25 protein-coding genes and 1 tRNA gene are annotated in these 25,968 nt (G+C 68.2%); 13 read left to right on the top strand and 13 right to left on the bottom strand.

Features of this window, described 5'->3' with window-relative positions; translation table 11 throughout:
- The first annotated feature begins 9 nt into the window (after positions 1-9).
- The gene (locus KX816_11370; GenBank protein ID QXQ04898.1) at positions 10-291 is read left to right on the top strand and encodes a biopolymer transporter ExbD; all 282 of its coding nucleotides are present in this window, start codon (positions 10-12) and stop codon (positions 289-291) included.
- A 16-nt stretch (positions 292-307) separates the two neighbouring features.
- Here KX816_11370 and KX816_11365 read toward each other — a convergent pair whose 3' ends face one another.
- Entirely contained in the window at positions 308-2,098 is a 1,791-nt protein-coding gene (locus KX816_11365) for an ATP-binding cassette domain-containing protein (protein ID QXQ04897.1), read from the bottom strand.
- A gap of 213 nt (positions 2,099-2,311) precedes the next feature.
- On the opposite strand from KX816_11365, the gene phaZ reads away from it, so the two are divergent.
- Positions 2,312-3,604 carry a polyhydroxyalkanoate depolymerase gene (gene phaZ / locus KX816_11360; GenBank protein ID QXQ04896.1) on the top strand — a complete coding sequence of 431 codons (1,293 nt, stop codon included), beginning with the start codon at positions 2,312-2,314 and terminating at the stop codon, positions 3,602-3,604.
- Positions 3,605-3,668: 64 nt separating this feature from the next.
- Positions 3,669-5,039: a divalent metal cation transporter gene (locus KX816_11355; protein QXQ04895.1), complete on the top strand. Its 1,371-nt coding sequence runs from the start codon at positions 3,669-3,671 to the stop codon at positions 5,037-5,039.
- Between the two features lie 22 nt (positions 5,040-5,061).
- On the opposite strand, the gene KX816_11350 is transcribed toward KX816_11355, so the two are convergent.
- A complete protein-coding gene (locus tag KX816_11350; protein QXQ04894.1) occupies positions 5,062-6,840 on the bottom strand; it encodes an ATP-binding cassette domain-containing protein in 1,779 nt (592 codons plus the stop codon).
- 68 nt (positions 6,841-6,908) lie between these two features.
- Positions 6,909-7,682 carry an SDR family oxidoreductase gene (locus KX816_11345; GenBank protein QXQ04893.1) on the bottom strand — a complete coding sequence of 258 codons (774 nt, stop codon included), beginning with the start codon at positions 7,680-7,682 and terminating at the stop codon, positions 6,909-6,911.
- A gap of 101 nt (positions 7,683-7,783) precedes the next feature.
- Here KX816_11345 and KX816_11340 point away from each other — a divergent pair, with 101 nt between their 5' ends.
- Both KX816_11340 and KX816_11335 read left to right on the top strand, forming a co-directional pair.
- Entirely contained in the window at positions 7,784-9,052 is a 1,269-nt protein-coding gene (locus KX816_11340; protein ID QXQ04892.1) for a CDP-alcohol phosphatidyltransferase family protein, read from the top strand.
- Positions 9,053-9,117: 65 nt separating this feature from the next.
- Entirely contained in the window at positions 9,118-10,221 is a 1,104-nt protein-coding gene (locus tag KX816_11335) for an inositol-3-phosphate synthase (protein QXQ04891.1), read from the top strand.
- Between the two features lie 42 nt (positions 10,222-10,263).
- On the opposite strand, the gene KX816_11330 is transcribed toward KX816_11335, so the two are convergent.
- The 4 genes from KX816_11330 to KX816_11315 all read right to left on the bottom strand — a co-directional run bounded on the left by KX816_11330 (position 10,264) and on the right by KX816_11315 (position 14,356).
- Complete coding sequence (locus KX816_11330) at positions 10,264-10,665, bottom strand: DUF3775 domain-containing protein (protein ID QXQ04890.1); 402 nt, start codon at positions 10,663-10,665, stop codon at positions 10,264-10,266.
- An 83-nt stretch (positions 10,666-10,748) separates the two neighbouring features.
- Complete coding sequence (locus KX816_11325) at positions 10,749-11,711, bottom strand: nitronate monooxygenase family protein (GenBank protein QXQ04889.1); 963 nt, start codon at positions 11,709-11,711, stop codon at positions 10,749-10,751.
- A gap of 144 nt (positions 11,712-11,855) precedes the next feature.
- Positions 11,856-12,089, bottom strand: a complete 234-nt coding sequence (locus KX816_11320) for a PEPxxWA-CTERM sorting domain-containing protein (protein QXQ08525.1) — start codon at positions 12,087-12,089, stop codon at positions 11,856-11,858.
- Positions 12,090-13,339: 1,250 nt separating this feature from the next.
- Positions 13,340-14,356, bottom strand: a complete 1,017-nt coding sequence (locus KX816_11315) for an isoaspartyl peptidase/L-asparaginase (protein QXQ04888.1) — start codon at positions 14,354-14,356, stop codon at positions 13,340-13,342.
- 76 nt (positions 14,357-14,432) lie between these two features.
- On the opposite strand from KX816_11315, the gene KX816_11310 reads away from it, so the two are divergent.
- The 4 genes from KX816_11310 (at position 14,433) to KX816_11295 (ending at position 17,427) form a co-directional block, all read left to right on the top strand.
- Positions 14,433-14,506, top strand: a tRNA-Met gene (locus KX816_11310).
- A 152-nt stretch (positions 14,507-14,658) separates the two neighbouring features.
- Complete coding sequence (locus tag KX816_11305; protein QXQ04887.1) at positions 14,659-15,276, top strand: hypothetical protein; 618 nt, start codon at positions 14,659-14,661, stop codon at positions 15,274-15,276.
- An 84-nt stretch (positions 15,277-15,360) separates the two neighbouring features.
- A complete protein-coding gene (locus KX816_11300) occupies positions 15,361-16,287 on the top strand; it encodes an isopenicillin N synthase family oxygenase (protein QXQ04886.1) in 927 nt (308 codons plus the stop codon).
- A gap of 192 nt (positions 16,288-16,479) precedes the next feature.
- Positions 16,480-17,427, top strand: a complete 948-nt coding sequence (locus tag KX816_11295; protein QXQ04885.1) for a transposase — start codon at positions 16,480-16,482, stop codon at positions 17,425-17,427.
- 19 nt (positions 17,428-17,446) lie between these two features.
- On the opposite strand, the gene KX816_11290 is transcribed toward KX816_11295, so the two are convergent.
- Positions 17,447-17,731, bottom strand: coding sequence for an acyl carrier protein (locus KX816_11290; GenBank protein ID QXQ04884.1), 285 nt, complete (start codon positions 17,729-17,731; stop codon positions 17,447-17,449).
- A gap of 57 nt (positions 17,732-17,788) precedes the next feature.
- Between KX816_11290 and KX816_11285 the strand changes: the two genes are divergently transcribed.
- On the top strand, positions 17,789-19,276 hold the full coding sequence (locus KX816_11285; protein QXQ04883.1) for an AMP-binding protein: 1,488 nt from the start codon (positions 17,789-17,791) through the stop codon (positions 19,274-19,276).
- On the top strand, positions 19,267-20,478 hold the full coding sequence (locus KX816_11280; protein ID QXQ04882.1) for a pyridoxal-dependent decarboxylase, exosortase A system-associated: 1,212 nt from the start codon (positions 19,267-19,269) through the stop codon (positions 20,476-20,478). Before KX816_11285 ends, KX816_11280 begins: the two co-directional genes overlap by 10 nt.
- Here the strand turns inward: KX816_11280 and KX816_11275 are convergent.
- The 3 genes from KX816_11275 to fmt all read right to left on the bottom strand — a co-directional run bounded on the left by KX816_11275 (position 20,475) and on the right by fmt (position 22,397).
- Complete coding sequence (locus KX816_11275) at positions 20,475-20,669, bottom strand: hypothetical protein (GenBank protein ID QXQ04881.1); 195 nt, start codon at positions 20,667-20,669, stop codon at positions 20,475-20,477. The genes KX816_11280 and KX816_11275 overlap by 4 nt on opposite strands.
- 61 nt (positions 20,670-20,730) lie before the next feature.
- Positions 20,731-21,495 (bottom strand): tRNA pseudouridine(38-40) synthase TruA, encoded by a 765-nt coding sequence (gene truA / locus KX816_11270; protein QXQ04880.1) that lies wholly within the window; start codon positions 21,493-21,495, stop codon positions 20,731-20,733.
- Complete coding sequence (fmt, locus tag KX816_11265) at positions 21,492-22,397, bottom strand: methionyl-tRNA formyltransferase (protein ID QXQ04879.1); 906 nt, start codon at positions 22,395-22,397, stop codon at positions 21,492-21,494. The genes truA and fmt overlap by 4 nt, the downstream gene beginning before the upstream one ends.
- A gap of 150 nt (positions 22,398-22,547) precedes the next feature.
- On the opposite strand from fmt, the gene KX816_11260 reads away from it, so the two are divergent.
- Both KX816_11260 and recR read left to right on the top strand, forming a co-directional pair.
- Positions 22,548-23,351 carry an isocitrate lyase/phosphoenolpyruvate mutase family protein gene (locus KX816_11260; GenBank protein ID QXQ04878.1) on the top strand — a complete coding sequence of 268 codons (804 nt, stop codon included), beginning with the start codon at positions 22,548-22,550 and terminating at the stop codon, positions 23,349-23,351.
- Positions 23,352-23,399: 48 nt separating this feature from the next.
- On the top strand, positions 23,400-23,993 hold the full coding sequence (recR, locus tag KX816_11255) for a recombination mediator RecR (protein ID QXQ04877.1): 594 nt from the start codon (positions 23,400-23,402) through the stop codon (positions 23,991-23,993).
- A 35-nt stretch (positions 23,994-24,028) separates the two neighbouring features.
- Here the strand turns inward: recR and KX816_11250 are convergent, their stop codons facing one another.
- Both KX816_11250 and KX816_11245 read right to left on the bottom strand, forming a co-directional pair.
- Positions 24,029-24,913, bottom strand: coding sequence for a dienelactone hydrolase family protein (locus KX816_11250; protein QXQ04876.1), 885 nt, complete (start codon positions 24,911-24,913; stop codon positions 24,029-24,031).
- A gap of 127 nt (positions 24,914-25,040) precedes the next feature.
- A complete protein-coding gene (locus tag KX816_11245) occupies positions 25,041-25,949 on the bottom strand; it encodes an acyl-CoA thioesterase II (GenBank protein QXQ04875.1) in 909 nt (302 codons plus the stop codon).
- Positions 25,950-25,968: the final 19 nt, after the last annotated feature.

Raw genomic sequence — 25,968 nt, 5'->3', positions numbered from 1 at the left:
GTTGGGTGCGTGAAACCGGCAGTCGAGCCTGGAGCGTTCGCGATCGACCCCAAGCACAACGAGATCAGCGTTGACGCCGCTGGCAAACTTCTTTGGAACGGTCACTCGGTGACGGATACGCAGCTGGCGGGTCTGCTCAAGCGCAGCACCGCATTGCCAATTGAACCCGAATTGCGATTGTCGCCTCGCGCAATTGCCAACTATACTGCTGTGGACCGCGTGATGAGCGCTTGCCAAAAGGCCGGTGTCACCAAGATGGGCTTCGTCGGAAACGAGGCCTACGAGAGATAGCGCGCCGAGCGTGCCCTTAGGCCACTCGCTCCAGCCCGCCCTCGAACTGCAGCTTCGCCAGCCGCGCATACAGCCCACCCTGCGCGTACAACTGGTCGTGCGTGCCCTCTGCAACGATCCGCCCATCGTCCATCACCACGATCCGGTCGGCGTTGCGTACCGTCGCAAAGCGGTGGGCGATAACCAAGGTCGTGCGGCCGACCATCAACTGCTCCATCGCCCGCTGCACCAGTTGCTCGGATTCCGCGTCGAGCGAGGACGTCGCCTCGTCGAGGAGCAGGATCGGCGCATCCCTGAGTACGGCGCGAGCGATCGCCAGCCGCTGACGCTGGCCGCCCGACAGCCGTGAGCCGGCTTCGCCGAGGAAGGTGTGGATGCCCTCGGGCAGTGCGCGCAGGAAGTCGCCAGCGTTGGCAGCCTCGGCGGCGGCCCAGACCTCGGCCTCGGTCGCGTCGGGGCGGCCGTAGAGGATGTTCTCGTACGCCGACGCCGCGAACACCACGGTCTCCTGCGGTACGACCGCGATGCGACCGCGGATGGCGCGCGGATCGGCCGCCGGCAGCGCGACGCCGTCGACCCGGATGACTCCCGCTTGTGGGTCATAGAAGCGCTGGACAAGCGCGAACAAGGTTGACTTGCCGGCACCCGAGGGACCGACGACAGCGACGGTCTCGCCGGGCTGCACCTCGAGGCTGAAGTCGATCAGCGCCGGCGCGTCGGGTTTGGTCGGGTAGCGGAAGGTGACGTGCTCGAGGCTGAGGCGGCCCTCGGGCGGCGGCAGCGCGACCGGGTTGGCGGGCGCGCGGATGCCGGGGACCTCGTCGAGCAGTTCGCGGACCCGGCCCGAGGCACCGGCGGCGCGCATGAAGTCGCCGTAGACCTCGGTCAATGCTCCGAACGCGCCCGCGACGAGGGCGGCGGCGAGCACGAAGGCGGTGATCGTGCCGCCGGTCATGGTGCCGGCGATAACGTCGATCGCGCCCTCCCACAGCACCAGGGTGATGGCCCCGAAGATCAGGGTGATGACCACCGCAGTCATGCCGGCGCGGACCGCGATGCGGCGGCGGGCGGCGGCGAAGGCGTCCTCGACCGCGGTGCCGAAGCGCTGTGCCTCTCGCGGTTCCTGGGTGAAGGCCTGGACGACCTTGATTGCGCCGAGCACCTCCGCGACGATCGAGCCGACGTTGGCGATGCGGTCTTGGCTGGTCCGCGACATGGTGCGGACCTTTCGCCCGAGCAGCACGATCGGCAGGATGGTCATCGGGATGACCATCAGCATCAGCCCGGTCAGCTTGAGACTCTGGATCGCCATGTAGACGATGCCACCGATGCCCATGAAGAAGTTGCGCAGGGCGACCGAGGCACTGGTCGAAACGACCTGCTCGATGACCGCGGTGTCCGACGTCAGCCGCGAGGCGATTTCGGACGGGCGATTCTCCTCGAAGAACGCCGGGTCCAGGGTCAGGAGATGGGCGTGGACGGCGCGGCGCAGGTCGGCGACGACGCGCTCGCCGATCCAGCTGACGAAGTAGAACCGCACCGCGGTCGCGGCACCCATCACGCCGACGATGCCGAGCAGGGTCCAGAAATACGGCGCGATCGCGGCCGGGTCGCTGCCGGCCTTGAAGCCGTGGTCGACGATCAGCTTGAAGCCCTGCGGGATCGCGATCGTTGCTCCAGCCGCGACGATAAGAGCGAGCAGGGACAGCACCAGATGGCGCGGATAGTGCCGGACGAACCGCCACAGCAGCGCCAGGTTGGAGAGCTTGCGCGTCGGCGCGGCGTCGAATTCACTCGGAGTGGCCATGCGCGCCTCTACCAGTCATTCGAGCGCCGCTCAATCGCGGTGGGCAGGGCATTCGGGCGGGGCGACGCGGTGACGCAACGATCTGCCTTGGACCGGCGACCTATCATGTTCGCCAGTCCCTGCGACCGCGCTTACCCCTTTGTGCTGCACGTGCGTTGTGGCACAAGCCACAGGCGCGCTTGGGGCCTTGCGCGTCATCCTCGAGGACATTCGATGCTTTACAGTGCGTATGAGATGCAGCGGACGTGGCTGGCCGGGGCCGGCGCGTTGTCGCAGCAGACCTCCGAGTGGCTGCTCAACCCGGCAAACCCGTTTTCCTATATCAGCAGCAGCAACGTCATGGCGCGCGCGCTCGAGGTTTTCGCGCACAGTGCCGCACCGCGCGGCAAGCCCGACTTCGACCTCGGCACGACCATCATCGACGGCGAGACGGTCGCCGTTACCGAGCATATCGTGGCGCGCAAGCCGTTCGGGCAGCTCAAGCATTTCGTTCGTGACGGCGGCGACCGCGGCGATCCGCGAATCCTGATCGTAGCGCCGATGTCGGGGCACTTCGCGACCCTGCTGCGCGGCACCGTCGAGCGGCTGCTGCCCGGCCACGAGGTCTACATCACCGACTGGCGCGATGCGAAGCACGTGCCGTTGTCGGAAGGGCGCTTCGATCTCAACGACTATGTCGACTACATCATCGAGTTTTTGGCCGAGGTCGGCCCCGGCGCGCACCTGCTCGCGGTCTGCCAGCCGGCGGTCCCGGCCTATGCCGCGGTCGCGCTGATGTCGGCCAGCGACCATCCGGCGCTGCCGGCGACGCTGACCATGATGGGCGGCCCGGTTGATACCCGGAAGGCCCCGACCTCGGTCGACGACCTTGCCACCGAGCGCCCGTATGCGTGGTTCGAGCAGAACGTCATCGCCACCGTGCCGCCGATCTATGCCGGTGGTGGCCGCAAGGTCTATCCGGGCTTCCTGCAGCTCACCGGCTTCTTGTCGATGAACCTTGCCAACCACATGAATTCGCACTGGGAAATGTTCAAGCACCTGGTCGCCGGCGACGATACCGATGCGGACGCGACCAAGGCCTTCTACGACGAGTACCGGTCGGTCGCTGACATGACCGCCGAATTCTACCTGCAGACCATCGACACGGTCTTCCAGCGCCAGCTCGTCGCCAAGGGTGAGTTCGAGCATCGCGGCGAGTTCGCCGACCCGGCCAGGATCACCAAAGTCGCGCTGCTGGCGATCGAGGGCGAGCGCGACGACATCTCGGGCCTCGGCCAGACCAAGGCGGCGCTCGACCTCGCGGTCAACCTGCCCGAGACGAGCAAGGAATACTTCATGGCGGAGGGTGCCGGTCACTACGGCATTTTCAACGGCCGACGCTGGCGCGACATCATCGCGCCCCGGGTCGAGGCGTTCATCCGTGCGCATGACAACGCTAAGCCTGCACCCAAGGCCATCGTGGCACGTGCCAAGGCGGAGCCGGTCCCTGGTGTCGAGTTCGCCTGAGCCGCGCGTGAGGTTATAGCTCGGCGGGGTCCTGTGTCCGGCCCGGTCGACGATGGGATGATCGATGGCACCCGACCCGGCTGACGAGTTCGACCCGCTCCCTGTCACCGACGACGGCGTCGACCATGCCGCGGTCACCGCCGAGGAAGCGCCGGGGGCGTCGCCGGCACTTGCGGTCAACGTGCCCGCGAACCACCCGACCAGCCTGCTCCGCAGCCTCGGCCCGGGGCTGGTTACCGGCGCCGCCGACGACGACCCCAGCGGCATCGCCACCTACAGCCAGGTCGGCGCGCAGTTCGGCTACGGGCTGGCGTGGACGATGGTGTTCAGTTTTCCGCTGATGACCGTGTTCCAGGCGGTCTGCGCCCGGATTGGGGCGGTCACCGGGGTCGGCATCGCGCACAATCTGCGGCGGCATTATTCAGTCTGGCTGCTGCGCTTCGTCGTTATCCTGCTGCTCGTCGCCAACGTCATCAACCTCGGTGCCGACCTCGGCGCGATGGGGGCGGCGGCGCAGCTTTTGATCGGCGGGTCTGGGCTGCTCTATACCGTGCTGTTCGGAATCGTCTGTGTCCTGCTCGAGACGTTCCTCAGCTATGCGCGCTACGCCCAGGTGCTGAAGTGGCTGACCTTGTCGCTGTTCGCGTACATCGCGGTCGGCTTCGCGGCACATGTGCCGTGGGGTTCGGCGATCTACGCGACACTCGTGCCCCACCTGTCGTTCGATCAGACCCACGCCACCGCGATGGTTGCGATCCTGGGCACGACGATCAGTCCCTACCTGTTCTTCTGGCAAAGCTCGCAGGAGGTCGAGGAGGCCCGGCGGAGCAAACGGCGTCCGCTGGCCCTGACCCCAAAGGCCGCTGCCCCCGAACTGCGTCGTATCCGCACCGACACCGTCGTCGGCATGGGGGTGTCGAACCTCATCGCCCTATTCATCATCCTGGCGACCGCAGCGACGCTCCATGCCAGCGGCATCACCGACATCCAGACGTCGTCGCAGGCGGCCGAAGCGCTGCGCCCGATCGCCGGACCGTTCGCCTATTTCGTCTTCGCTGCCGGGATCATCGGGACTGGCATGCTCGCGGTGCCGGTGCTGGCCGGGTCGGCGGCCTATGCGGTTGCGGAGGTCTTCCAGTGGAACGGCAGCCTCGACAGCCGCCCGACCGAGGCGCGCGCTTTCTACGGCACCATCGCCGCCGCGACATTGGGCGGCGTCGCCCTCAATTTCAGCAAGCTCGATCCGATCAAGGCGCTGTACTGGAGCGCCGTCGTCAACGGCATCCTGGCGGCGCCGCTGATGGTCGTCATCATGCTGATCGCCACCAACCACCGCATCATGGGCCGGCTGACGCTGCCGCGCTCGATGCGCGTCATGGGCTGGCTCGCGACGGCGGTGATGGCGGTGGTGACGGTCGGGTTCTTCGTGCTCTAAGCCGCCGGTTCGCTGACTGCGATCAGGCGGCCAGCGTCTCGGCCTTCTCGCTCAGCTTGATCCAGCGCTCCTCGGCCGCCGCCAGCGCCCGGCGCTTGCCTTCGGCCTCGGTGTTGAGGGCGTCGAAGCGCTTGGGGTCGCGGGCGTAGAGTCCGGAGTCGGCCATGGCGGCCTCGGCGCGGGCGATGGCCTTGCCGATGGTCTCGATCTGGCCGGGCAGATGATCGAGCTCGCGCTGCTCGATATAGGTCAGCTTGACCAGCCGCTTCGGCGGACCCGAGGGCGCGGCAGCCTTCGGCGGCGGCGGCGGCGCTGCGTCGGCCTTGCGCTTGGCGGCCCAGTCGGCATAGCCGCCGACCACGACATCGGCGCTGCCCGACCCGTCGAGCCCGACGACCATGGTGACGGTGCGGTCGAGGAAGTCGCGGTCGTGGCTGACCAGCAGGACGGTGCCGGCGTAATCGTCGATGACCTCCTGCAGCAGGTCGAGGGTCTCGAGATCGAGGTCGTTGGTCGGCTCGTCGAGGATCAGCAGGTTCGACGGCCGTGCGAATTCGCGCGCCAGCAGCAGCCGCGAGCGCTCGCCGCCGGAGAAGGTGTCGACCTTGGCGTCGAGCACCTCGGCGGTGAACAGGAAGTCCTTGAGGTAGCCGATGACGTGCTTGCGCTCGCCGCCGACCTCGACCCAGTCGCCGCCATCCGCCAGTACGTCACGCACCGTCTTGCCGGGGCTGAGTAGCGCGCGCTGCTGGTCGATAAGGACGCCCTGCAGAGTCTTGGCGCGGCGGATGCGGCCCGAGTCGGGCTCCAGCTCGCCCGTCAGCAGCTTGAGCAATGTCGTCTTGCCGGCACCGTTCGGGCCGATCACGCCGATGCGGTCGCCGCGCTGCACCCGCAACGTCAGGTCCTTGATTACCATGCGGTCGCCGAACGACTTGTTCACATGCTCGGCGTCGATGACGATCTTGGTCTTCGTGTCCTCGGCGGTGACCTGCAGCTTGGCGACGCCCTGCGGGCCGGTCATGTCCTTGCGGGTCTGGCGCAGCTCGTCGAGCTTGCCGAGGCGTCCCATGTTGCGCTTGCGCCGGGCGGTGACGCCGCGCTGCAACCAGTGGAGTTCCTGCTTGAGCTTGGTGTCGAGCTTTTGCGCGTTCTTCTCTTCCTCGGCGGCGACCTGCTCGGACCACGCCTCGAAACCGCCGAAGCCGATCTCGGCCCGACGCAGCATGCCACGGTCAAGCCACAACGAGGCGCGGGTCAGGCGACCGAGGAAGGTACGGTCATGGCTGATCGTCACGAACGCGCCCTGGAAGCGCTGCAGGTAGGTCTCCAGCCACTCGATCGCGGTGATGTCGAGGTGGTTGGTCGGCTCGTCGAGCAGCAGCAGGTCGGGCGACTGAGCGAGCGCGCGGGCGATCGCGGCGCGGCGGCGCTCACCCCCGGACGCGGTCGAGGCGACGCGGTCGAGGTCGACGCCGAGCTGATCGGCGATCGCATCGACCTCATAGGGCTGGGGAGCATCGGGCTCCGCCATGGCGTAGTCGCGCAGGGTTTCGAAGCCTGCGACCGAGGGATCCTGCTCGAGCAGCACGATGCGCGCGCCCGGGCGCATGACGCGGCGGCCTTCGTCGGGCTCGATGTCGCCCGACAGGATCTTGAGCAAAGTCGTCTTGCCGACGCCGTTGCGACCGACCAGCGCGAGCCGGTCGCGGTCGCCGACGAACACCGACAGGCCGCGGAACAGCCATTTGGTGCCCTGGTTGAGGCCGATGGATTCGAGGGAGAGGATTGGAGCTGCCATTGCAGTGCAGCATGTAGGGGAGGGGACGCCGGAAGGCGAGGGGGGCGCTCGCGCGATTTAGCCTTGGCCTAGAGAGTATCGAGCAGGCCGCCGTCGACCCGGAGCGCGGCACCAGTGGTCGCCGAGGCCTGCGGCGACGCGACGTAGACGACCATGTTGGCGACCTCCTGAACCGTCGCGGCGCGGCGGATGATCGACGACGAGCGGTGCTCCGCAACGAAGGCATCGGCGGCGGCGCTCGCATCGGCTGCAGGCCCCTCGCCGTGCCCGAGCATCGCGGCCACGCCTTCGGACAGCGTTGGGCCGGGGAGGACCGAGTTCACGGTCACGCCGGTACCGGCCATGCGCTTGGCGAGGCCGCGAGCGAGTGCGACGTCGGCGGTCTTCGAGACGCCGTAGTGGATCATCTCGACCGGAATGTTGAACGCCGATTCCGAGGCGAGCAGGATGAAGCGACCCCAACCCTTGGCTTCCATGCCCGGCAGGTAGGCGCGCGCCAGCCGGACGCCGGCCATGACGTTGACCTGCCAGTGGCGGTCCCACGTCGCGTCGTCGGTGTCGAAGAAGTCGGCCGGCTGGAAAATGCCGAGGTTGCTGACCAGAATATCGGCGGTAGGCTCGGCGGCGACCAGCCGGGCGCAGCCCTCGGCGGTGCCGAGATCAGCGGCCAGCCCGCGCGCCTTGCCGCCCAGTTTGGCGACGGCGGCGGCGACGCGCTCCGGTGTCCGGCCGTTGACGATGACGGTGGCGCCCGCTTCGTGAAGCCCTTGGGCGATGGCGAAGCCGATGCCTTCGGTGGAGCCGGTGACGATGGCGGTCTTGCCGGTGAGGTCGATCTTCATGGTGATTCCTTCGCTGCGCGGCGCACGTAGGTATCGACGTCCCGATCGGCAATCGCCACGCCTAGTGACGCCGCCGCCGCGCGCCCTTATGAGCCTCGGCGATGCCGTTGATCGCGCTCCTTGCCGCTGCCCCCGAAGTGCCCCTCGCTCCGCTGCTGACCGTTGTCGGGCAGCCGGTGCTGCAGCGTCAGGTGCGGCAGGCGGCTCATGCCAAGGCGCAGCGTGTCATCGTCGTTGGCGGTCCGATGCTGGGGGTCGAGGCGGTGCCGACGCTGAACGACGCGGCGGCGCTGATCGGGGAGGGCGACTTCGTGCTGATGCTGGCGCCCGGGCTGGTCGTCGACGAGCGCATCGTCGCGGCGGTGATCGCGGCGGCACCAGCGGTGGCGACCTTTGTCGACCGCGGTGTCGAGCGCATCGACGCGACGGCGTTAGCGGCGGGGATCGCGGTCTATTCGGGCGCACTGGTCCGGCGCGTCATCCTCGGTCTCGGCGACTGGGACCTCGACGCGACCCTGCTGCGCGCGGCGGTCGGCGACAACATCGCCCGCGTCGATCTCGATGCGATGGACCTCTACGCCCCCGCCCGCCGCCGGATCGTACCGCTGACCTGGGCGCTGCCCGAGGACGTGGTGCAGGCCGAGGCGGCAGCCAGCATGGTCATCAAGGCAGCGCAGAAGGGCTGCCTCGACTGGCCAGCGCGCTTCATCCATCCGCCGATCGAGGACGGGCTGGTCCGCCTGCTCGGGCCGACGCCGATCACGCCCAACATGGTGACTCTGCTGGTCGCTGCGATCAGCCTCGCCGCCGGTGTTGCGTTCGCGACCGGCTGGCTGTGGACGGGCCTCATACTGGCGCTGGTCAGCGGGCCGCTGGACGGCGTCGACGGCAAATTGGCGCGGGCGCGGGTCGAGTTCTCGCGCTGGGGCGACCTCGAGCATGTCCTCGACAAGATCGCCGAATACGGCTGGTACTTCGCACTCGCGGGCCATTTCGCGGTGACGCGGGGCGAGGGGCCTTGGGTGGTTGCGGTACTGATTATCGTGGTCGCGCTGGCGGAGGCGCTGGGCGGCGAATTCTTCCGCCGCTTCACCGGCAGCCAGCTCGACGATGCCGGCGAGTTCGAGCGCCGCTTCCGCCTGGTTTCAGGGCGTCGCAACACATATTTCTGGACCCTGATTCCGTTCGCCGCGTTCGGAGCCTGGTACGCGGGATTTGTGATGATCGCGGCGTATGCGGTGCTGACGTTCTTCGTCATGCAGGCCCGGTTGTACCGGCGGCTTGGTGAGTTCGGGCGTCGGCACAGCCCGGTGGTGGCGGCGAACTACGCGGCGACGACCTACGACTTCTTGCCCGCGGGCAAGGCCTAGTCTACGGGCAGCCGCTTGTGTTTCGGGCCATGCGGCGTCTTCGCATCGGGCCAGAGAGGATAAAGATGCGGCAGATCAATATCGCGGTCGCCGGGGTCGGCAACTGTGCCAGTTCGCTCGTGCAGGGCCTCAGCCACTACGCCAACGGGGGTTCCAACGACGAGCTCGGCCTGATGCATTGGGACCTTGGCGGCTACCGGCCCAAGGATGTCAGCGTCGTCGCGGCGTGGGACATCGATGCGCGCAAGGTCGGCCGTGACGTTTCGGAGGCGATCTTCGCCAAGCCGAACAACACAACCGTGTTCTGCGACCATGTCGGCACGACCGGCACCGAGGTCATGATGGGCCGCACCCTCGACGGCGTTGCCGAGCACATGGGCGACTACCCGCAGGACCGCACGTTCGTCCCCGCCGGTCTGCCCGAGCCCGACCTCGACGAGGTCGTCCGCGTCCTCAAGGACCGCAAGGCCGACGTACTGATGAACTACTTGCCGGTTGGCTCGCAGCTCGCGACGGAATTCTACGCGGAAGCCGCGCTCCTCGCCGGCTGCGCCTTCGTCAACAATATCCCGGTGTTCATCGCCAGCGATCCGGTCTGGGCCGAGCGCTTCCGCGCTGCCGGCGTGCCGCTGCTCGGTGACGACATCAAGGCCCAGCTGGGGGCAACCATCGTCCACCGCACGCTGACCGACCTGTTCGCCAAGCGCGGCGTCAGCATCGACCGGACCTACCAGCTCAACACCGGCGGCAACACCGACTTCCTCAACATGCTCAACCGCAAGCGCCTGGCGTCGAAGAAGGTCAGCAAGACCGAGGCGGTCCAGTCGGTCGCCGCGCACCGCATCGAGGACGACAACATTCACGTCGGCCCGTCCGATTACGTGGCGTGGCAGAACGACAACAAGGTCTGCTTTCTGCGCATGGAAGGTCGGATGTTCGGCGGCGTGCCGATGAACCTCGAGCTGCGCCTGTCGGTCGAGGACTCGCCCAACTCCGCCGGTGTCGCGATCGATCTAATCCGCTGCGCCAAGCTGGCAAAGGACGCGGGTCTCGGTGGCCCGGTGTTGGAGCCGAGCGCCTATTTCTGCAAGCATCCACCGGTCCAGTCGACCGACGACGAGGCCCACGCCGCGCTCGAGGCGTTCATCGAGCGGATGACGCGGCACTAGGTGTTTTGCGCCCCTTCTTCTTGAAGAAGGGGCGCAGCTAACTCAGACCACCTGCCCCTGGCCGTCGCAGCTGAGGTCGAAAGCCGCCAGTCCGGCGTCGAGGTACGCAGCCAGCATCGGCAGTTCGAGCAGGTAGTCGGAGGCGTCGTCGACTTCGTCAGCGGCAGTCGACAGGGCGTCGTCCCATTCGCTCGCGTCGTAGGTGCCGCGGCCAACCCAGGCCAGGGCGATGACTTCCGCCTGCTCGTCCTCGGCGAGGTCGTCGATGATGGCGCGGAGCTCTTCTTCGGTCGGGTTGTCGCCGTCATCCTCGAGCTCGTCGACGGCGCCGTCATCCGATGCATTCGATCCTTCGTCGGGGTCGGTGTCGGGGACCAGCGCCTCGAATTCACGCGCCCGCAGGATGATGCGGCAGACGGTGTCGAGGGGGACGGTGAGTTCCATGGGAAGCTGGCCTTTTATGTGATGACGTACCGGTGTTGCGCTTGCGACGCGCCGGGAACGACCTCTGGCTAGCCGGGGTTCCGTCAGGCGGCAACCGCCTGATGCACTTCGAGGCCGAGGCGGACGCGGGCGGCCTCGTATTCGCGCTTGAGCTTGGCGATGAAGGCGCCGGCGCCCTGGACCTCGGTGACGGAGCCGATGCCCTGGCCGCAGCCCCAGATATCCTTCCATGCCTTGGCGTCGGTGTTGCCGCCGGAGCCGAAGTTCATCGCCGAGGCATCGCTGACCGCGAGGTTGTCGGGGTCCATGCCGGCGGCGATGATCGATGGGCGCAGGTAGTTGCCGTGGACGCCGGTGAACAGGTTCGAATAGACGATGTCGGACGCCGCCGAACCGACGATCATCTGCTTGTAGCGCTCGTCGGCGCGGGCCTCGTCGGTGGCGATGAAGGCTGAGCCGATGTAGGCGAAGTCGGCTCCCATCGCGAGCGCGGCGAGCACCGCGCCGCCGTTGGCGATGCTCCCCGACAGCGCCAGCGGGCCGTCGAACCAGGCCCGGATCTCCTGGATCAGCGCGAACGGCGAGATCGTGCCGGCATGGCCACCAGCACCGGCGGCGACCGCGATCAGGCCATCGGCGCCTTTCTCGATCGCCTTGTGGGCGAAGCGGTCGTTGATGACGTCGTGCATGACGATGCCGCCGTAGCTGTGGATCGCGGCGTTGATGTCCTCGCGCGCGCCGAGCGAGGTGATGACCACGGGGACCTTGTACTTGACGCACATCTCGACGTCGTCCTCGAGGCGGGCGGTGGTCTTGTGGACGATGAGGTTGACCGCAAACGGTGCATCCGCCTCGGTGAGCTCGGTCGAGAGCTGGTGGAGCCACTCGTCGAGCTGGCTGAGCGGGCGTGCGTTGAGGCTCGGGAAGCTGCCGACGACGCCGGCGCGGCACTGCGCCAGCACCAGGTCGGGGTTGGAGATGATGAACAACGGGGACGCGATCACTGGGATCGACAGGCGGTTCACGAGACTGGCGGGCATGGTCATGGCGGTCTTCCGTGCGGCTTTCGCGAAGGCATCGCGTTAGTTGACGGGCGCGTCAACCCGTTGAGCGCCTAGACCTGCGGGAACCCAACGAAAGCGGGCGGAGCATCGCTGCCCCGCCCGGGTTCGCGTGCCGTAATCGTCGCGTCAGGCCGTCGCGTAGCCCGTGCGGCGCTGGCGGCGGAGCGCGGTGCCGACGAAGCCGAAGCCGCCGAGCATCAGGGCCCAGGTCGCGGGCTCGGGGACGAAGCCGAGGAAGTCGGCCGTGCTCTCCGAATAGTGCGCGACATCGACGGTGGTGTTCCAGCCGATGGCGTCGAGCGCGGCGAGGTCGAGCCCGGTGACGAAGCCATTGCGACCGCCGCAGGTATAGGGGTTCATGATGCCGAGCTTGGGCTGCGCACAACTGAAGACCGGTTCGCCATCCACGAGAACCTGCGGAGCCTTCCAGTGCGAAGCTTGCCAGCCGTCGCCGGTGTACTCGCCCGTCGAGAACAAGCCGCCCTGATATGCTGTCAGGCCGCCGTCGATCGAGAAGTAGCTGGCGGTGTTGGTCGTCCAGTCGAGGACACCCGGGGCGCTGTAGCGGAACAGGTCGAGCGTCTCGCCGAACCAGTCGTCGTTGGCGGGATAGTCCTTACCGAGAAAGCCCCCCAGGTCCACGTCCGCGAGCGGTCCGCCGGTCCCCAGTACGTCGTAATCGTCGACGCCGCTGACGAAGCCGAGCGCATGGCCCATCTCATGGGTGGCGACGGCGATGAAGTCGGACGTGCCGGCGGTGATGCCGTCGGATGGGTCGAAGTCGAAGGCGAAGTCCGAGCTGAAAGTGATGCTGGCGTCCGAGCTTCCTGCTGCGAAGGTGTAGCCCAGCGCCTTGGCGTTGGCCGTCGTCAAGCCGATTACGGAGTTGTTGTAGCTGTCGTCGGTGTCATAGACCTTGGTCGAATTGTCGATGCCGTAGGGTCCGAACGCGTCCGAGCCGGTATAGCCAGGCGTGTAGACATCGACCGCATCGCCCGCGCCGTAATAGCCGTCCCTCAGCGTCGGCAGGTTCAAGCTCGCGTCGAACGCGCCGGACTGCCGGGCGACGATCCGGTTGGCGACACTGACGATTGCCTTGCTGGTGTAGGAGCTGCCCGTCGAGCCGAGGATGTCCTCGCCGAGATGGGCGAAGCCGACGTCGAAATAAACGGTCACCGGCTGCGACGTGGTGAGATGCGTCTCCCAATATTTCGCTGCGGTCCTGAAGCCGTAATAGGCATCGGTCCCGATCTCGACACCGCCTTTGTTCGTCAGGACGATCTTCACGTTCGATTGTGCGGCGAAAACTGCCGACGACGACAGTAGCGCAGCGATGGCTACGCCGATTCTGACCCTGTTCATTAGCGACCCCTTGTGTGCAAGCGACTGACAATGCGCGCCGGAGGCCCCGTGCCAACCCGGATCACACTGCGTTGGAATGACGATGCGTTCGCCCCTGCTGCGGTTTTCCGCATGCGGGCAGAAATAAACCTTGGCTAAATTAATTAAGCAAGCCGCACGTCGTCGTTGTGGTTAATATCGTGGCAAGCGTGCCAGATCGGCCGCACTTGCAGCCGGGTGGTGTGGTAGCGGTTGTCCGCGAACCCGCGCTAGCGCTCGTCGCCATAGATCGCCGTTATCGGCTTCGACCCCGCGGAGACGCTGCCCCGGTACATTCCCGGCGTGTTGAACGACCAGCCCATGTCGCCGGCCGGCCCCACGACGATGACCCCGCCGTCGCCGCCCATGTCCTTCAGTTCGCCCTTGATGACGACGTCAGCGGCCCGCTGGATGGTCTCGCCCTTGAGGCGAACGCGGGCGCAGATCTCGTGGGCGACGCCTTCGCGGATGAAATACTCGCCCGAGCCGGTGGCGGAAACAGCACACGCGCGGTCGTCGGCGTAGGTGCCCGCCCCGATGATCGGCGAATCGCCGATGCGCCCCCAGCGTTTGCCGGTAAGGCCACCGGTCGAGGTGCCCGCAGCGAGGTGACCGGCGGAGTCGCGGGCGACCGCGCCGACGGTGCCGTACTTGAGGTTCTTGTCGAACAGCTGCGCGCCCTTGGCGGCGGCGGCCTTCATGGCCTGAAGCTGCTGCCAGCGTTCCTCGGTGCGGAAATAGCTTGGGTCGACCTGCTCGAGGCCGTGCTCGACCGAGAAAGCATCGGCACCATCGCGCGCCAGCATGACGTGCGGCGACTGCTCCATCACGGCGCGCGCCAGACTGATCGGGTTCTTCGTCCGGGTCACGCCCGCGACCGCGCCGGCCTTGCGGGTGGTGCCCTCCATGATCGATGCGTCGAGCTCGTTCCTGCCGTCGGCGGTGAACACCGCGCCCTTGCCGGCGTTGAAGTGCGGGTCGTCCTCGAGCACGCGGATGGCGGCCTCGACCGCGTCGAGCGCGCTGCCGTTGTTCGCAAGCACCGCCGCCCCGGCCTCGAGGCCCTTGGCCAGCGCAGCGCGGTAGTCGGCATCCTTCGCGGGCGTCATCGTGGCGCGTTCCATGACACCGGCGCCGCCGTGGATGACCAGTGCCCATTTCGCACTTGCGGGCGTAGTCACGATGAACAATCCAACTGCAACTCCCGTAATCCGGTACCAGCGCAAAACGCGTCCCCTGCACCGCATTTGCAGGGCCGACCTAGCCCGGCATTGACCCGCGGCCAAGCCCCGGACTATACGCCGCCTCCCGCGCGGACCGGACGGCGGGGTAGCTCAGCTGGTTAGAGCACGGGAATCATAATCCTGGGGTCGGGGGTTCAAGTCCCTCTCCCGCTACCGTCGGTCCGTGCGCAAGGGTACGCCCAGCCGCTCCGCGAGAACTGCCGGACGGTGTAATCGGGAGTGTCGACACCGCGAAGGGCGCAGCGCGACGCTTGTTGAGTTCTACCGCGGCGACTAGCGTCCGGCCCACACCTCTGGAGACGATTATGAAGCGCTTTTTGCTTGCCGCCACGATGCTTCTGACGACCACGGCCGCGAACGCCGACCTGATGGGCGCGGCCCCTGCGCCGACGCTGGTGCGCGGCACCGTTGCCACGCTGAGCGCGACCACGCTGACGCTGACCACCAAGGCCGGTACCAAGCAAGTGGTGACGCTCGCCCCGAACACCGGCGTCGCGACGACCTCCGTCATCGGCATCGACGCGATCAAGCCGAACATCTTCATCGGCACCGCCGCCGACCCCGGCAAGGATGGCAAGCTGACCGCGCTCGAGGTCCACGTCTTCCCGGAATCGATGCGCGGCCTCGGTGAAGGCCACCGTCCCTGGGACACCAGCAAGACCAGCAGCATGACCAATGGCAACGTCCGCACGGTCGGCGCGGTGAAGCACGGCAAGGGCGCGCGCGAGCTGATCGTCGACTACAAGGGCGGCCAGCAGGTCGTCGTCGTCCCCGCGAGCGTGCCGATCGTCTCGTTCGGCGCGGGCACGCTGGCCGACGTCAAGCCCGGCAGCCACGTTTTCGCGATCACCAAGAACGTCGGCGGCAAGCTGTCGGCGGATCGGCTGGTCGTCGGTGCGAACGGCAGCACGCCCCCGATGTGATAGTGTTCGTCATCCCGGCGCATGCCGGGATGACGATCAGCAGCGCTGATGACGACGACCACGCATGCCACTAGAACCTCATCCATGACGCTCGCCGCCGACATCCGCCCGATACCGCTCAGCCTCGTCGACGACGACCTGGCGGCCGCAGCACAGGCTTTCGGGGATGCGTTCTCGCGCACCGGCTTCGCGGTCGTCGCCGACCACGGTATCGACCCCGCGGTGATCGAGCGGGCGCTGGCCGCGACCCGCGCTTTCTTCGCGCTGCCCGAGGCGGTCAAGCGCTGCTACCACGTCGTCGGGCAGGGCGGAGCGCGGGGCCTGACGCCGTTCGGCATCGAGACCGCCAAGGACGCGACGACCAGCGATCTCAAGGAGTTCTGGCACGTCGGTCGCACGCTGCCTGAGGGCCATCCCTACCGCGCGGTCATGCCCGACAACCTCTGGCCCGCCGAGGTTCCCGACTTCCACCCCAGCGTGCAGGCACTGTACGACGCGCTCGATTTTGCGGGCCGCCGGGTGTTGCGCGCAATCGCGGTTCACCTCGAACAGCCGCCCGCGTTCTTCGAGGACCCGGTCCACGACGGCAACTCCGTGCTGCGCCTGCTCCACTATCCGCCGGTGCCCGCCGACGCGCCCGGGATCCGCGCCGGGGCGCACGAGGACATCAACGTCATCACGCTGCTGCTTGGGGCCGAGGAGGCGGGCTTGCAGCTGCTCGACCGGCAGGGCGAATGGCGCAGCATCGATGCGCCGCCGGGCAGCCTGGTCTGCAACATCGGCGACATGCTGCAGCGGCTGACGGGCGGCCGCCTGCCGTCGACCAGCCACCGCGTCGTCAACCCGGCCCCGGAGCGGCGTGGGACGGCGCGCTATTCGACGCCGTTCTTCCTGCATTTCCGGCCGGACTATGTGATCGAGGCGCTGCCGGGTGGGGTGCCCGCGGAGCCGATCACCGCGCATGAGTTCCTGATGCAGCGGCTGCGCGAGATCAAGCTGCTTGTCTTATGAAGACTCCGGCCTTTCTGCGAAGATAGGCCGCCGCCGACGAGCCGCAAACTCGCCGGTGGCGGGAAGGGACGGATCGTAAAAATGCTGGTCGTCATGGACCGAGCTAGAGTTTGATCGCCCTTCTCTTTTCCTGTGGCCTGAACGGATACGTGGGCTTGTGGGCCCGCATGACAAGCAGAGGACCTGGAAAAGATGGAGACCAGTATAGCTCAGAATGTCGGCGTCGATATCTGCAAAGCGACGCTCGACGTTCACTTGCACCCGGCGGGCACAGCCCGCCAGTTCACCAATGATGCCAAAGGCCTCAAGGCCTTGCTGGGCTGGCTTGCAGATCGTCGCATCGCCCGCGTCGTCTTCGAGCCGACCGGACGCTACCACCACAACTTCGAGCGCCGGCTCGGTAGTGCCGGCTTGCCGCTTGCCAAGGTCAACCCGCGCCAGGCCCGGCGCTTTGCCGAGGCAATCGGCTGCAACGCCAAGACCGATGCAGTCGACGCCGCGATGCTGGCACGCATGGGTGCCTTGCTCGAGCTGCCGTCGCGGCCAATCGTCAGCGAGATCCTCGACGATATGAAGGAGTTGCAGGTTGCCAGGCTCGGCCTGGTCAAGGACCGGACCGCTGCAAAGAACCGCGAGCATGTTTGTCGCTCGCGGCTTTTGAAACGCCACGCCGCGCAGCGGCTTGCCCAGATCGACCGGCAGATCGCCGCGATCGACGCCGAGCTGAAAGCCAGCCTGTCCCGCGAGCCGGACCTTGCAACGCGCTTCGAGGTTCTCGTCTCCATTCCCGGTATCGGCGAGACTACGGCGATCGCCATGCTCATCGAAATGCCCGAACTCGGAACGCTCGACAGCAAGCAGGTCGCGTCGCTGGCCGGCCTCGCACCAATCGCCCGCGACAGCGGGCAGCACCGCGGCAAGCGTCATATCCGGGGCGGACGAGCCCAGCTGCGACACGCGCTTTACATGCCCGCGCTCGTCGCCACCCGGTTCAACGCCGACATGAAGGCTAAATATAAGGCTCTCGTTGCTGCCGGAAAACCGCCGAAAGTAGCCATCACAGCGGTCATGCGTAAGCTCGTCATCCTGGCAAACTCGCTGCTCAAAACAGGCAGAAACTGGACACCGAAATCCGCTTGATCACAACGGATACTCTAGGCTAGGCGCCGGCCCGCTTCTGCGTCACGAAATCGGTCAGCGACCCCAGCGTCTCGAACAATGCCCCATCGACCTCGTCGTCGTCGATATGAAACCCGAAGGCATCCTCGAGCGCGGTCAGCACCCGCGCCACCGCCATCGAATCGAGCTCGGGCAGGTCGCCGAACAACACGCTGGAACGCGTCAGGCGCGCGGCAGAGGCGGGCGCGAGGTTCAGCTCCGCCGCCAATACGGCGCGAACCGCTTCGAGGTTCGATGGGACGCTGATCGCCGCCGCTGTGGCCATGTTCGCTCCTGACGAAGCCTTCCGGCCCGGCGCGCCTTATAGTAGCAGCGTCGAACCGTGCAATCGCCAGTCCCTATTCGTACCGATCGACTGCTGCAGGGACCAACCCCTGACGGCATCGCTTTGGTCCATCGTGATCGTCGGGTGAGCTACGGCGAGCTCGACGCGCTGGTCGGGCGCGTCGCCGGCGGGCTGGCCGCGCAGGGCTTGACCGCGGGTGACCGGGTCGTGACCTGGCTGCCGAAATCGATCGAGGGCGTCGCGACGCTGTTCGGCGCGGCGCGGGCGGGCGCGGTGTTCGTCCCTGCCAATCCCCAGCTCAAGGCGGCGCAGGTCAACCATATCGCCGCCGATTCGGGCGCGAGGCTGCTGCTGACCACTGCCGCGCGTGCTTCCGGACTTGCGACGCGCGCCACCGTGCTGACCTTGGAGGACCACTGGGACGCGCTCGCCGACGGCCCGCCGCTCGATGTCGACCGCGACCCCGACGACCTCGTGGCGCTGCTCTACACCTCGGGCAGCACCGGTGCGCCAAAGGGCGTCATGCTGAGCCACTCGAACCTGTGGCACGCCGCCGATTCGGTGCGGCAATTCCTCGGGACAGGGCCTGACGATCGCGTGCTCAGCGTCCTGCCTCACGGCTTCGACTACGGCCTCAACCAGCTGACCCAGGCGTGGGCGGCGGGGGCGGGCGCGGTCCTGCTCGACTATTTGACCCCGCGCGATGTCGTCCGCGCCGTCTCGGTGCACGGCATCACCCAGCTCGGGGGGGTGCCGCCGCTGTGGCACGACCTTGCGGCCGCCGACTGGGGCCAGGGCGGCGGCGCCAGCCTGCGGGTGCTGACCAACTCGGGCGGCCACCTCCACGCCGGCCTGTCGGCAAAGCTGCGCGCGCTGTTTCCGGCCGCGCGCCTGTACCTGATGTACGGCCTGACCGAGGCGTTCCGCGCGACGTATCTCGACCCGGATCTTGCCGCGAACCGCCCCGAATCGGTCGGCACCGCGATCCCGCATGCCGAGGTCCTCATCGTCCGCCCCGACGGCAGCCTTACCGACGACGACGAGCCGGGCGAGATGGTCCAGGTCGGGCCGCTGGTCAGCTACGGCTACTGGCGCGACGACGAGCGCACCGACCTGCGCTTTCGCCCCGCACCCGACGCCTCGGTGCTCGGCGGCATGGCGGTGTGGTCGGGCGACACGATGAAGCGCGGCGCGGATGGGCTGCTGACCTTCGTCGGGCGCGACGACGAGATGATCAAGACCGGTGGTTACCGGGTCAGCCCGACCGAGGTCGAGGATGCCGCACTGGCAAGCGGCGCGGTCGGTGCGGCGGTGGCGCTGGGGGTTCCGGACGACCGGCTCGGGCAGGCGATCCTGCTGGTCGCGACCCCGGCGGGCGACGACCACGAGGGCCGTCTCAGCAGCGCCTTGGGCCGCGCGCTGCCCGGTTTCATGCAACCAGCACGGATCGTCTGGCGCGAGACACTGCCGGTGCTGGCGAACGGCAAGCTCGACCGGGCGGCCTTGAAGCGCGAGTGGGCGTGAGGAGCCACATTCCCGCCGGTTTCACGACCATCGACGGCGAGCTCGGCATCGCCGGACGGGCCGCGTCGTATTGGGTTCACGAGGCGGGCGACACGCCGCTGTTCGTCTACGACCGGGCGCTGATCGCGGCACGGATCGCGGCAGTGCGCGCCGCACTCCCATCGGAGGTCGCGCTCCACTACGCACTCAAGGCTAACCCGTTGCCAGCGCTGGTCGAATGGATGGGCGGGCAGGTCGACGGGCTGGACGTCGCCTCGGGCGGCGAACTCGCGCTGGCACTAGCTAGCGGGATGCAGCCTCGCGACATCGGCTTCGCAGGGCCGGGCAAGCGCGACGACGAGCTCCGCGCCGCGATTGCCGCCGGCGTCCTGATCAACGTCGAGTCGGCGGGTGAATTGGAGCGCATCGCGGCGCTCGGCGGGCGCGTGGTGGCGCTGCGGCTCAACCCGTCGTTCGAGCTCAAGGGCTCGGGCATGCGGATGGGGGGCAGGGCGTCGCCGTTCGGGATCGACGTCGCCGATGCGCCCGCGGTCGTGGCGCGGGCGGCGGAGCTTGGAGTGCGGGTGACGGGCCTCCACGTCTATGCCGGGTCGCAGGCGCTGTCGGCGGCGGCGGTGATCGAGTCGCAGGCGGCGACGCTGGTGATGGCGGCAGAGTTGGTGGCCGCGACCGGGGTCCAGCTGGAGACGCTGAACCTGGGCGGGGGCTTCGGTATCCCCTATTTCACCAACGACTTGCCGCTTGACCTTGCTGCGGTGGGCGAAGCGCTGTCAGCAAGCCTGGCGACGCTACCCGCAGGTCTCCGCGACACGCGTATCATCGTCGAGCTCGGGCGCTACCTCGTCGGGGAGGCGGGGGTGTACCTGGCGCGGGTCGTGGACCGGAAGGTCAGTCGCGGCACCGAGTTCATCGTCACCGACGGCGGCCTCCACCACCAGCTCGCGGCCAGCGGCAACTTCGGCACGGTCATCCGCCGCAATTACCCGATCGCCAATGCCAGCCACTTTGGCGCGGACGCCGTGATGACCGCCGATGTCGTCGGTTGCCTGTGCACGCCCCTCGACCGGCTCGGCGAGCGTGTCGCGTTGCCGGACACGCAGGTCGGCGACCTGATCGCGATCTTCATGGCGGGAGCATACGGCGCGAGTGCGAGCCCGGCCGCATTCCTCGGGCATCCACCGGCGCGCGAACTGTTGGTCTAGTTGCCGGGCGTCGTGGTGCCGGCGATGACGCCGCCAGCGGGTGGATTCGCAAGCAGATAGATCGATGCGGCCCCCACCACCGCGCCGAGCACGAGCCCGAATACCCAGGCACGAACCGGGTGGCGCAAGAGCCGGCGGCTGGGGTTCCTCACATCGACGTCGCGGGCAGCATGGTTGGCATGCCTGGACATAAGCAAGACCTGTGCCAACCATCGAAACCATTGAGAATTGGTAAAGGTCGTAACGGGTCTATCACCCATGTGTAAAGTTTTCCGACGTTTTGTACTGTGCTGTGACAAACTTGAGTCCATCAGGCGGCGCATTGAAGCCGAGCCGGGTGCGATCCTTGGCGGCCAAGGCGTCGGCTAGGTCGACGCTGCTCCAGGCACCTTCGCCAACCATTTTCAGGCAGCCGACCATCGAACGGACCTGGTGGTGGAGGAACGAGCGGGCGGCGGCCTCGACAACGATGCGGTCGCCGTGGCGCTCGACGGCGAGCCGGTCGAGAGTGCGGATCGGCGACGCGGCCTGGCAGTGCGCGCTACGGAAGGTCGTGAAGTCGTGGCGGCCGAGCAGCGCCCGGGCTGCCGCGCTCATCGCGTCCGCGTCGAGGGCTGCACCGACGCGCCACGCCAGCCCGAGGTCGAAGGTCAGCGGCGCGCGGCGGTTGACGATGACGTAGCGATATTCGCGCCCGGTGCAGTCGAAGCGCGCGTGAAAGTCGGGCGCGGCGATACAGCACTCGACGACCGCGATCGGTGCGGGCCGCAGCCATGCGTTGAGCGCGCCGAACAGCCGGTGAGGCGTGATCACCTTCTCGATGTCGAAGTGCGCGACCATCGCCGCCGCGTGCACCCCGGCATCGGTGCGGCCGGCCGCATGGACCAGCGCCGCCTCGCCAGTGATCTTGAGCAGCGCCGCCTCGACGCTGCCCTGGACGCTGGTGCCGAGCGCCTGCCGCTGCCAGCCGACGAAGGGCCGGCCGTCGTATTCGAGGGTCACCCGGAAGCGCGTCACGCGACCTGCATGCCCGTGGTGAGCGGCCAGCCGCGGAGCAGGTCGGCCACAGGCATCGCGGGCTTGCCGGCGCGCTGGACGAACGTTGCGCGGATCCCGCCCTCGGCACAGGCGATCGCCAAGCTGTCGTCGATGAGCGTGCCAGGCTTGCCGCCGGCCTCGATGACGTCGGCCGCCAGGATCTTTAGCCGCTCGCCGCCGATCTCGACGAAGGCTCCGGGCGCGGGATTGAACGCCCGCACCGCGCGCTCGACGTCGACCGCAGCCTGCGTGAAGTCGAGCCGCGCCTCCGCCTTGTCGAGCTTCTTGGCATAGGTCACGCCGGCCTCGGGCTGGGGCAGGGCGGTCAGCGCATCGAGCCGCCCGAGCGCATCGACGATCAGCGAGGCCCCGAGCCCGCCGAGCGTCGCGGTCAGGTCGCCCGCGGTCTTGCCCGCAACCGGCGTGCTCGCCTTGAGCCACATCGGCCCGGTGTCGAGTCCGGCTTCCATCTGCATGATCGTCACGCCGGTCTCGGCGTCGCCCGCGAGGATGGCGCGCTGGATCGGTGCCGCGCCCCGCCACCGTGGTAAGAGCGAGGCGTGGATGTTGATGCAGCCCAGCCGCGGCGCGGCGAGGATTGCGAGCGGGAGGATCAGGCCGTACGCCGCGACTACTGCGACATCGAGGTCGAGACCGGCGAACGCGGCGCGGTCGTCGTCGGCCTTGAAGTTGACCGGCGTCCGCACCGCCAGGCCGAGCGCCTCCGCCCGTGCCTGCACCGCCGACCCCGTCAGCGCCTGGCCACGCTTCGCCGGGCGCGGCGGCTGGGTATAGACCGCGACGATGTCGTGCCCGGCCTCGACCAGCGCGTCGAGCGCGGGCACGGCGAAGTCCGGGGTTCCCATGAAAGCGATGCGCATGAACGGGGGGCTAGCCCGGTGGCGGCGACGGCGCAATCGCAGTACCGCCGCATTGGCAAATCGAATTCGCGAGCCGGTGACGGCGTCCGCTTCCCGCCAGACACGACGCGCCGCGTGCGCTATTGTCGCAGCCTTGCTCCGGGGAGATCGATGATGACCAGCGCCAGCGCGTTTCACGCCCTCCATGCGCCGGGGCAGCTGTTGCTCCTCGCCAACGCCTGGGATGCCGGCAGCGCCCGCCTGATCGAGAGCCTCGGCGCGACCGCGATCGCGACGACCAGCTGCGGCGTCGCCTGGGCGCAGGGCTATCCGGACGGCGACAAGCTGCCGGTCGACCGGATGGTGGCAGCGGTCGCGGCGATCGCGCGGGTCGTCCGGGTGCCGCTCACCGCCGATATCGAGGGCGGCTATGCCGACAACCGGACGCGAATCTGCGAGGTCGTCAAGATGGTGATCGGCGCGGGCGCGGTCGGCATTAACATCGAGGATGGCAGCGGCACCCCCGAGCACCTTGCCGACAAGATCCAGGCCGCCCGCAGCGCCGGGCTGCAGGCGGGGGTCAGCGTCTTCGTCAACGCCCGCACCGACGTCTTCCTGCGCGGCCTCGTCCCCGACGCTGCGCGGGTCGAGGAGGTCGCGAGGCGTGCCGCCCGCTACGCCGAGGCAGGTGCCGACGGCCTGTTCGTACCGGGCCTCGCCGATCCCGCCGACATCGCCGCGGTGGTCGCGGCGACGGCGTTGCCGGTCAACGTCATGGCGCTGCCGACCCTGCCACCGCTTGCCGCGCTGAAGGCCCTTGGGGTCCGGCGGCTAAGCGCGGGCGGCTCGATCGCCGAGGCCGCACTCGGCACGGCGCGGCGGCTCGCGGCGGCGTTCCTGGCGACCGGTGACTGCGCCGGGCTGCGCAGCGGCGACGGCGTCGGCTACGGCGAGATGAACGCGCTGTTCGGCTAGCGTGGCCGGGAGGTTGCCCGTTCGTTCCGTTGGCCCCATATCCAGCGTATGGCGTCCCCCGAAATCGATGCGCTGACCCAGGCGCTGGCGCGGCTCCCCGGCCTCGGGCCCCGCTCGGCGCGGCGCGCGGTGCTGCACCTGCTGAAGCGCCGCGAGACCGCGCTGGTGCCGCTGGTCGCGGCGCTGCAGGCGGTGGCGGCGAACCTCGCGACCTGCTCGATCTGCGGCAACGTCGATACCCGCGATCCCTGCGGCGTCTGCACCGACCCGCGCCGCGACGTCACCACCTTGTGCGTCGTCGAGGAGGTCGCCGACCTGTGGGCGCTCGACCGCTCGCGGCTGTTCCCGGGGCGCTATCACGTCCTTGGCGGGCGGCTGTCGGCACTGGACGGCGTCGGCCCGGAGAAGCTCAGCATCGACGCGCTGCTCGGGCGCGTCGCCAGCGGCGGCATCGAGGAGGTCGTGCTGGCGATGAACGCGACGCTCGAGGGCCAGACGACGATGCATTATGTCGCCGACCGGCTAAGCGGGCAGGGTGTGCGGGTCATGCAGCTGGCGCACGGCATGCCGGTGGGGGGCGAGATGGACTATCTCGACGAGGGCACGCTGGCGCAGGCGCTCCGGGCGCGGCGGCCGGTCTGATCTTCCCTCTCCCGCAAGCGGGAGAGGGAAGGGCGCTAACCCACCCCGTGCGCCTTGAAGTGCGCGATCGCCCGCTTCCACCCGTCCTTCGCCGCCTCCTCGTTGTAGCTCGGGCGGTAGTCGGCGTGGAAACCATGCTCGGCGTTCGGGTAAACGATCAGCTCGAAGCCGGTCTTGCCCGCCTGCTTCAGCGCCGCGCGCATCGCGTCGACGTCACTGACCGGGATGCCCTTGTCGAGGCCGCCATACAGCCCGAGCACCGGCGCGCGCATCTGGTCGGTGATCTCCAGCGGGTACTTGCGGACCTCGGTGACCGGCTCGCCGGGCTTTGGGCCGGAAAGGCGCCCGTACCAGGCGACGCCGGCCTTCAGTTCCGGGAAACGCGCCGTGGCCATCCAGACGACCCCGCCCCCCCAGCAGAAACCGGTCATGCCGATCTTGTCGGCCGCGACGAACGACTGCTGCGCCAGCCATGCCAGCGTCGTCTGGACGTCGCCCATGACCTGCTCGTTGGTCGCGGTGGCAACGGTCTTGCGGATCACCGCCATGTCGGTGGTCTGCGCCAGCATGTTGTTCGGGTCAGCACGGAAGAAGAACTCGGGCGCGATGGCGACATAGCCCAGCTTGGCGAAGCGCCGGCAGACGTCGCGGATGTACTCGTGCAGCCCGAACACCTCGTTGACGACGATGATCACCGGGTGCCGCCCGCTTGCCGCCGGGCGCGCGACGAAGCCCGGCAGGCCGCCCGACATGGCCACCATGCCTGTCGTCAGCCCGTCGGCGGGGGTGGTGATCGGCGCCGCCTCGGCAGCGGCTCCGAACGCCGCGTAGCCGGCCGCGACCATCGCCGCGAAGCTGCGCCGGTTGAGGTGCAGGTCGCCGGGCGCGTTACCGTCGGGTCGGGTCAGCAGGGTCGTCATCGGGCTTCTCCTGAGTTTAGGGGCCTATAATCCAGCCCGTCATGCCGGCGAACGCCGGGACCCATCTCTCGGTTTCAGGTGACGGGTCCCGGCGTTCGCCGGCATGATGGGCGCTGTGGGAGGGGCGTCACGCAGCTTCGGGCCGATACCGGATCAGCCCTTCCTGGATCGCGCTCGCCACCAGCTGCCCGTCGCGCGCAAAGATCATCCCGCGGTTGAGCCCGCGGCCACCGACCGCGATCGGCGAATCCTGCGCGTACAGCAGCCAGTCGTCGAGCGGCGGGGTGCCGTGGAAATACAGGCTGTGGTCGAGGCTGGCGACCTGCAGCGCGGGGTCGTTCCACGCCAGGCCGTGCGGCAGCAGCGCGGTGTCGAGGAGGGTCATGTCGCTGGCGTAGGCGAGCAGGCAGCGCGCCAGCACGGCGTCCGCGACGATCGGCGCAGCGGGCCGGAACCAGTTGTGCGACACCGGTGGCGACTTGTGCGGGCGCGACCAGTCATGGCCCTCGGCGGAGCGGAACTCGAAAGGGCGCTCGCGGCTGAGCCAGCTGGTGCGGTATTTCTCGCCCATGCGCTCGGCGATGCGCAGGAAGCTTTCGTACTCGGTCGGCAGGGTCTCGGGCAGGGCTACCACGGGGATCGCCGCGGCGTGGTTCAGCCCGGGCTCCTCGACCTGGAACGACGCCGCCATGTTGAAGATCGGGCGGCCGTGCTGGATCGCGACGACCCGCCGCGAGGTGAAGCTCTGGCCGTCGCGGTCCCGCTCGACGCGGTACACGATCGGCACCTTGGGATCGCCGGCCCTCAGGAAATAAGAGTGCAGGCTGTGCGCGAGGCGGTCCGCGGGCACGGTCTTCGATGCCGCCATCAGCGCCTGTGCGACGACCTGTCCTCCGAACACGCGGACCCAGCCGGCACCTGATGCCCTGCCTCGGTAGAGGTCGGTTTCCAGCATCTCGACGTCGAGCAGGCTGATCAGGTTGGCGACCGCGGCGCTGTCGTCCTGGCGCGCGGGCAGGCTGTTCGAATGTGTCATGCGTGCTGACTAGACAGCG

It is taken from the genome of Sphingosinicellaceae bacterium, from assembly GCA_019285715.1.
GTDB lineage: Bacteria > Pseudomonadota > Alphaproteobacteria > Sphingomonadales > Sphingomonadaceae > Glacieibacterium.
Note: the sequence above shows the minus strand (reverse complement) of the source record. Positions and strands in the feature narration are given on the sequence as shown.

Excerpts from the sequence above, each read along its gene's own strand:
- KX816_11355 (QXQ04895.1), top strand. The coding sequence starts at position 3,669 with ATGGCACCCGACCCGGCTGACGAGTTCGACCCGCTCCCTGTCACCGAC.
- recR (QXQ04877.1), top strand. The coding sequence starts at position 23,400 with ATGGCGTCCCCCGAAATCGATGCGCTGACCCAGGCGCTGGCGCGGCTC.
- KX816_11325 (QXQ04889.1), bottom strand. The coding sequence starts at position 11,711 with ATGACCATGCCCGCCAGTCTCGTGAACCGCCTGTCGATCCCAGTGATC.
- KX816_11365 (QXQ04897.1), bottom strand. The coding sequence starts at position 2,098 with ATGGCCACTCCGAGTGAATTCGACGCCGCGCCGACGCGCAAGCTCTCC.
- phaZ (QXQ04896.1), top strand. The coding sequence starts at position 2,312 with ATGCTTTACAGTGCGTATGAGATGCAGCGGACGTGGCTGGCCGGGGCC.
- KX816_11275 (QXQ04881.1), bottom strand. The coding sequence starts at position 20,669 with ATGTCCAGGCATGCCAACCATGCTGCCCGCGACGTCGATGTGAGGAAC.
- KX816_11335 (QXQ04891.1), top strand. The coding sequence starts at position 9,118 with ATGCGGCAGATCAATATCGCGGTCGCCGGGGTCGGCAACTGTGCCAGT.
- KX816_11295 (QXQ04885.1), top strand. The coding sequence starts at position 16,480 with ATGGAGACCAGTATAGCTCAGAATGTCGGCGTCGATATCTGCAAAGCG.
- KX816_11320 (QXQ08525.1), bottom strand. The coding sequence starts at position 12,089 with ATGAACCCCTATACCTGCGGCGGTCGCAATGGCTTCGTCACCGGGCTC.
- KX816_11300 (QXQ04886.1), top strand. The coding sequence starts at position 15,361 with ATGACGCTCGCCGCCGACATCCGCCCGATACCGCTCAGCCTCGTCGAC.
- KX816_11340 (QXQ04892.1), top strand. The coding sequence starts at position 7,784 with ATGCCGTTGATCGCGCTCCTTGCCGCTGCCCCCGAAGTGCCCCTCGCT.
- KX816_11245 (QXQ04875.1), bottom strand. The coding sequence starts at position 25,949 with ATGACACATTCGAACAGCCTGCCCGCGCGCCAGGACGACAGCGCCGCG.
- KX816_11305 (QXQ04887.1), top strand. The coding sequence starts at position 14,659 with ATGAAGCGCTTTTTGCTTGCCGCCACGATGCTTCTGACGACCACGGCC.
- KX816_11330 (QXQ04890.1), bottom strand. The coding sequence starts at position 10,665 with ATGGAACTCACCGTCCCCCTCGACACCGTCTGCCGCATCATCCTGCGG.
- KX816_11250 (QXQ04876.1), bottom strand. The coding sequence starts at position 24,913 with ATGACGACCCTGCTGACCCGACCCGACGGTAACGCGCCCGGCGACCTG.
- KX816_11260 (QXQ04878.1), top strand. The coding sequence starts at position 22,548 with ATGATGACCAGCGCCAGCGCGTTTCACGCCCTCCATGCGCCGGGGCAG.
- KX816_11315 (QXQ04888.1), bottom strand. The coding sequence starts at position 14,356 with ATGCGGTGCAGGGGACGCGTTTTGCGCTGGTACCGGATTACGGGAGTT.
- KX816_11290 (QXQ04884.1), bottom strand. The coding sequence starts at position 17,731 with ATGGCCACAGCGGCGGCGATCAGCGTCCCATCGAACCTCGAAGCGGTT.
- fmt (QXQ04879.1), bottom strand. The coding sequence starts at position 22,397 with ATGCGCATCGCTTTCATGGGAACCCCGGACTTCGCCGTGCCCGCGCTC.
- KX816_11350 (QXQ04894.1), bottom strand. The coding sequence starts at position 6,840 with ATGGCAGCTCCAATCCTCTCCCTCGAATCCATCGGCCTCAACCAGGGC.
- KX816_11345 (QXQ04893.1), bottom strand. The coding sequence starts at position 7,682 with ATGAAGATCGACCTCACCGGCAAGACCGCCATCGTCACCGGCTCCACC.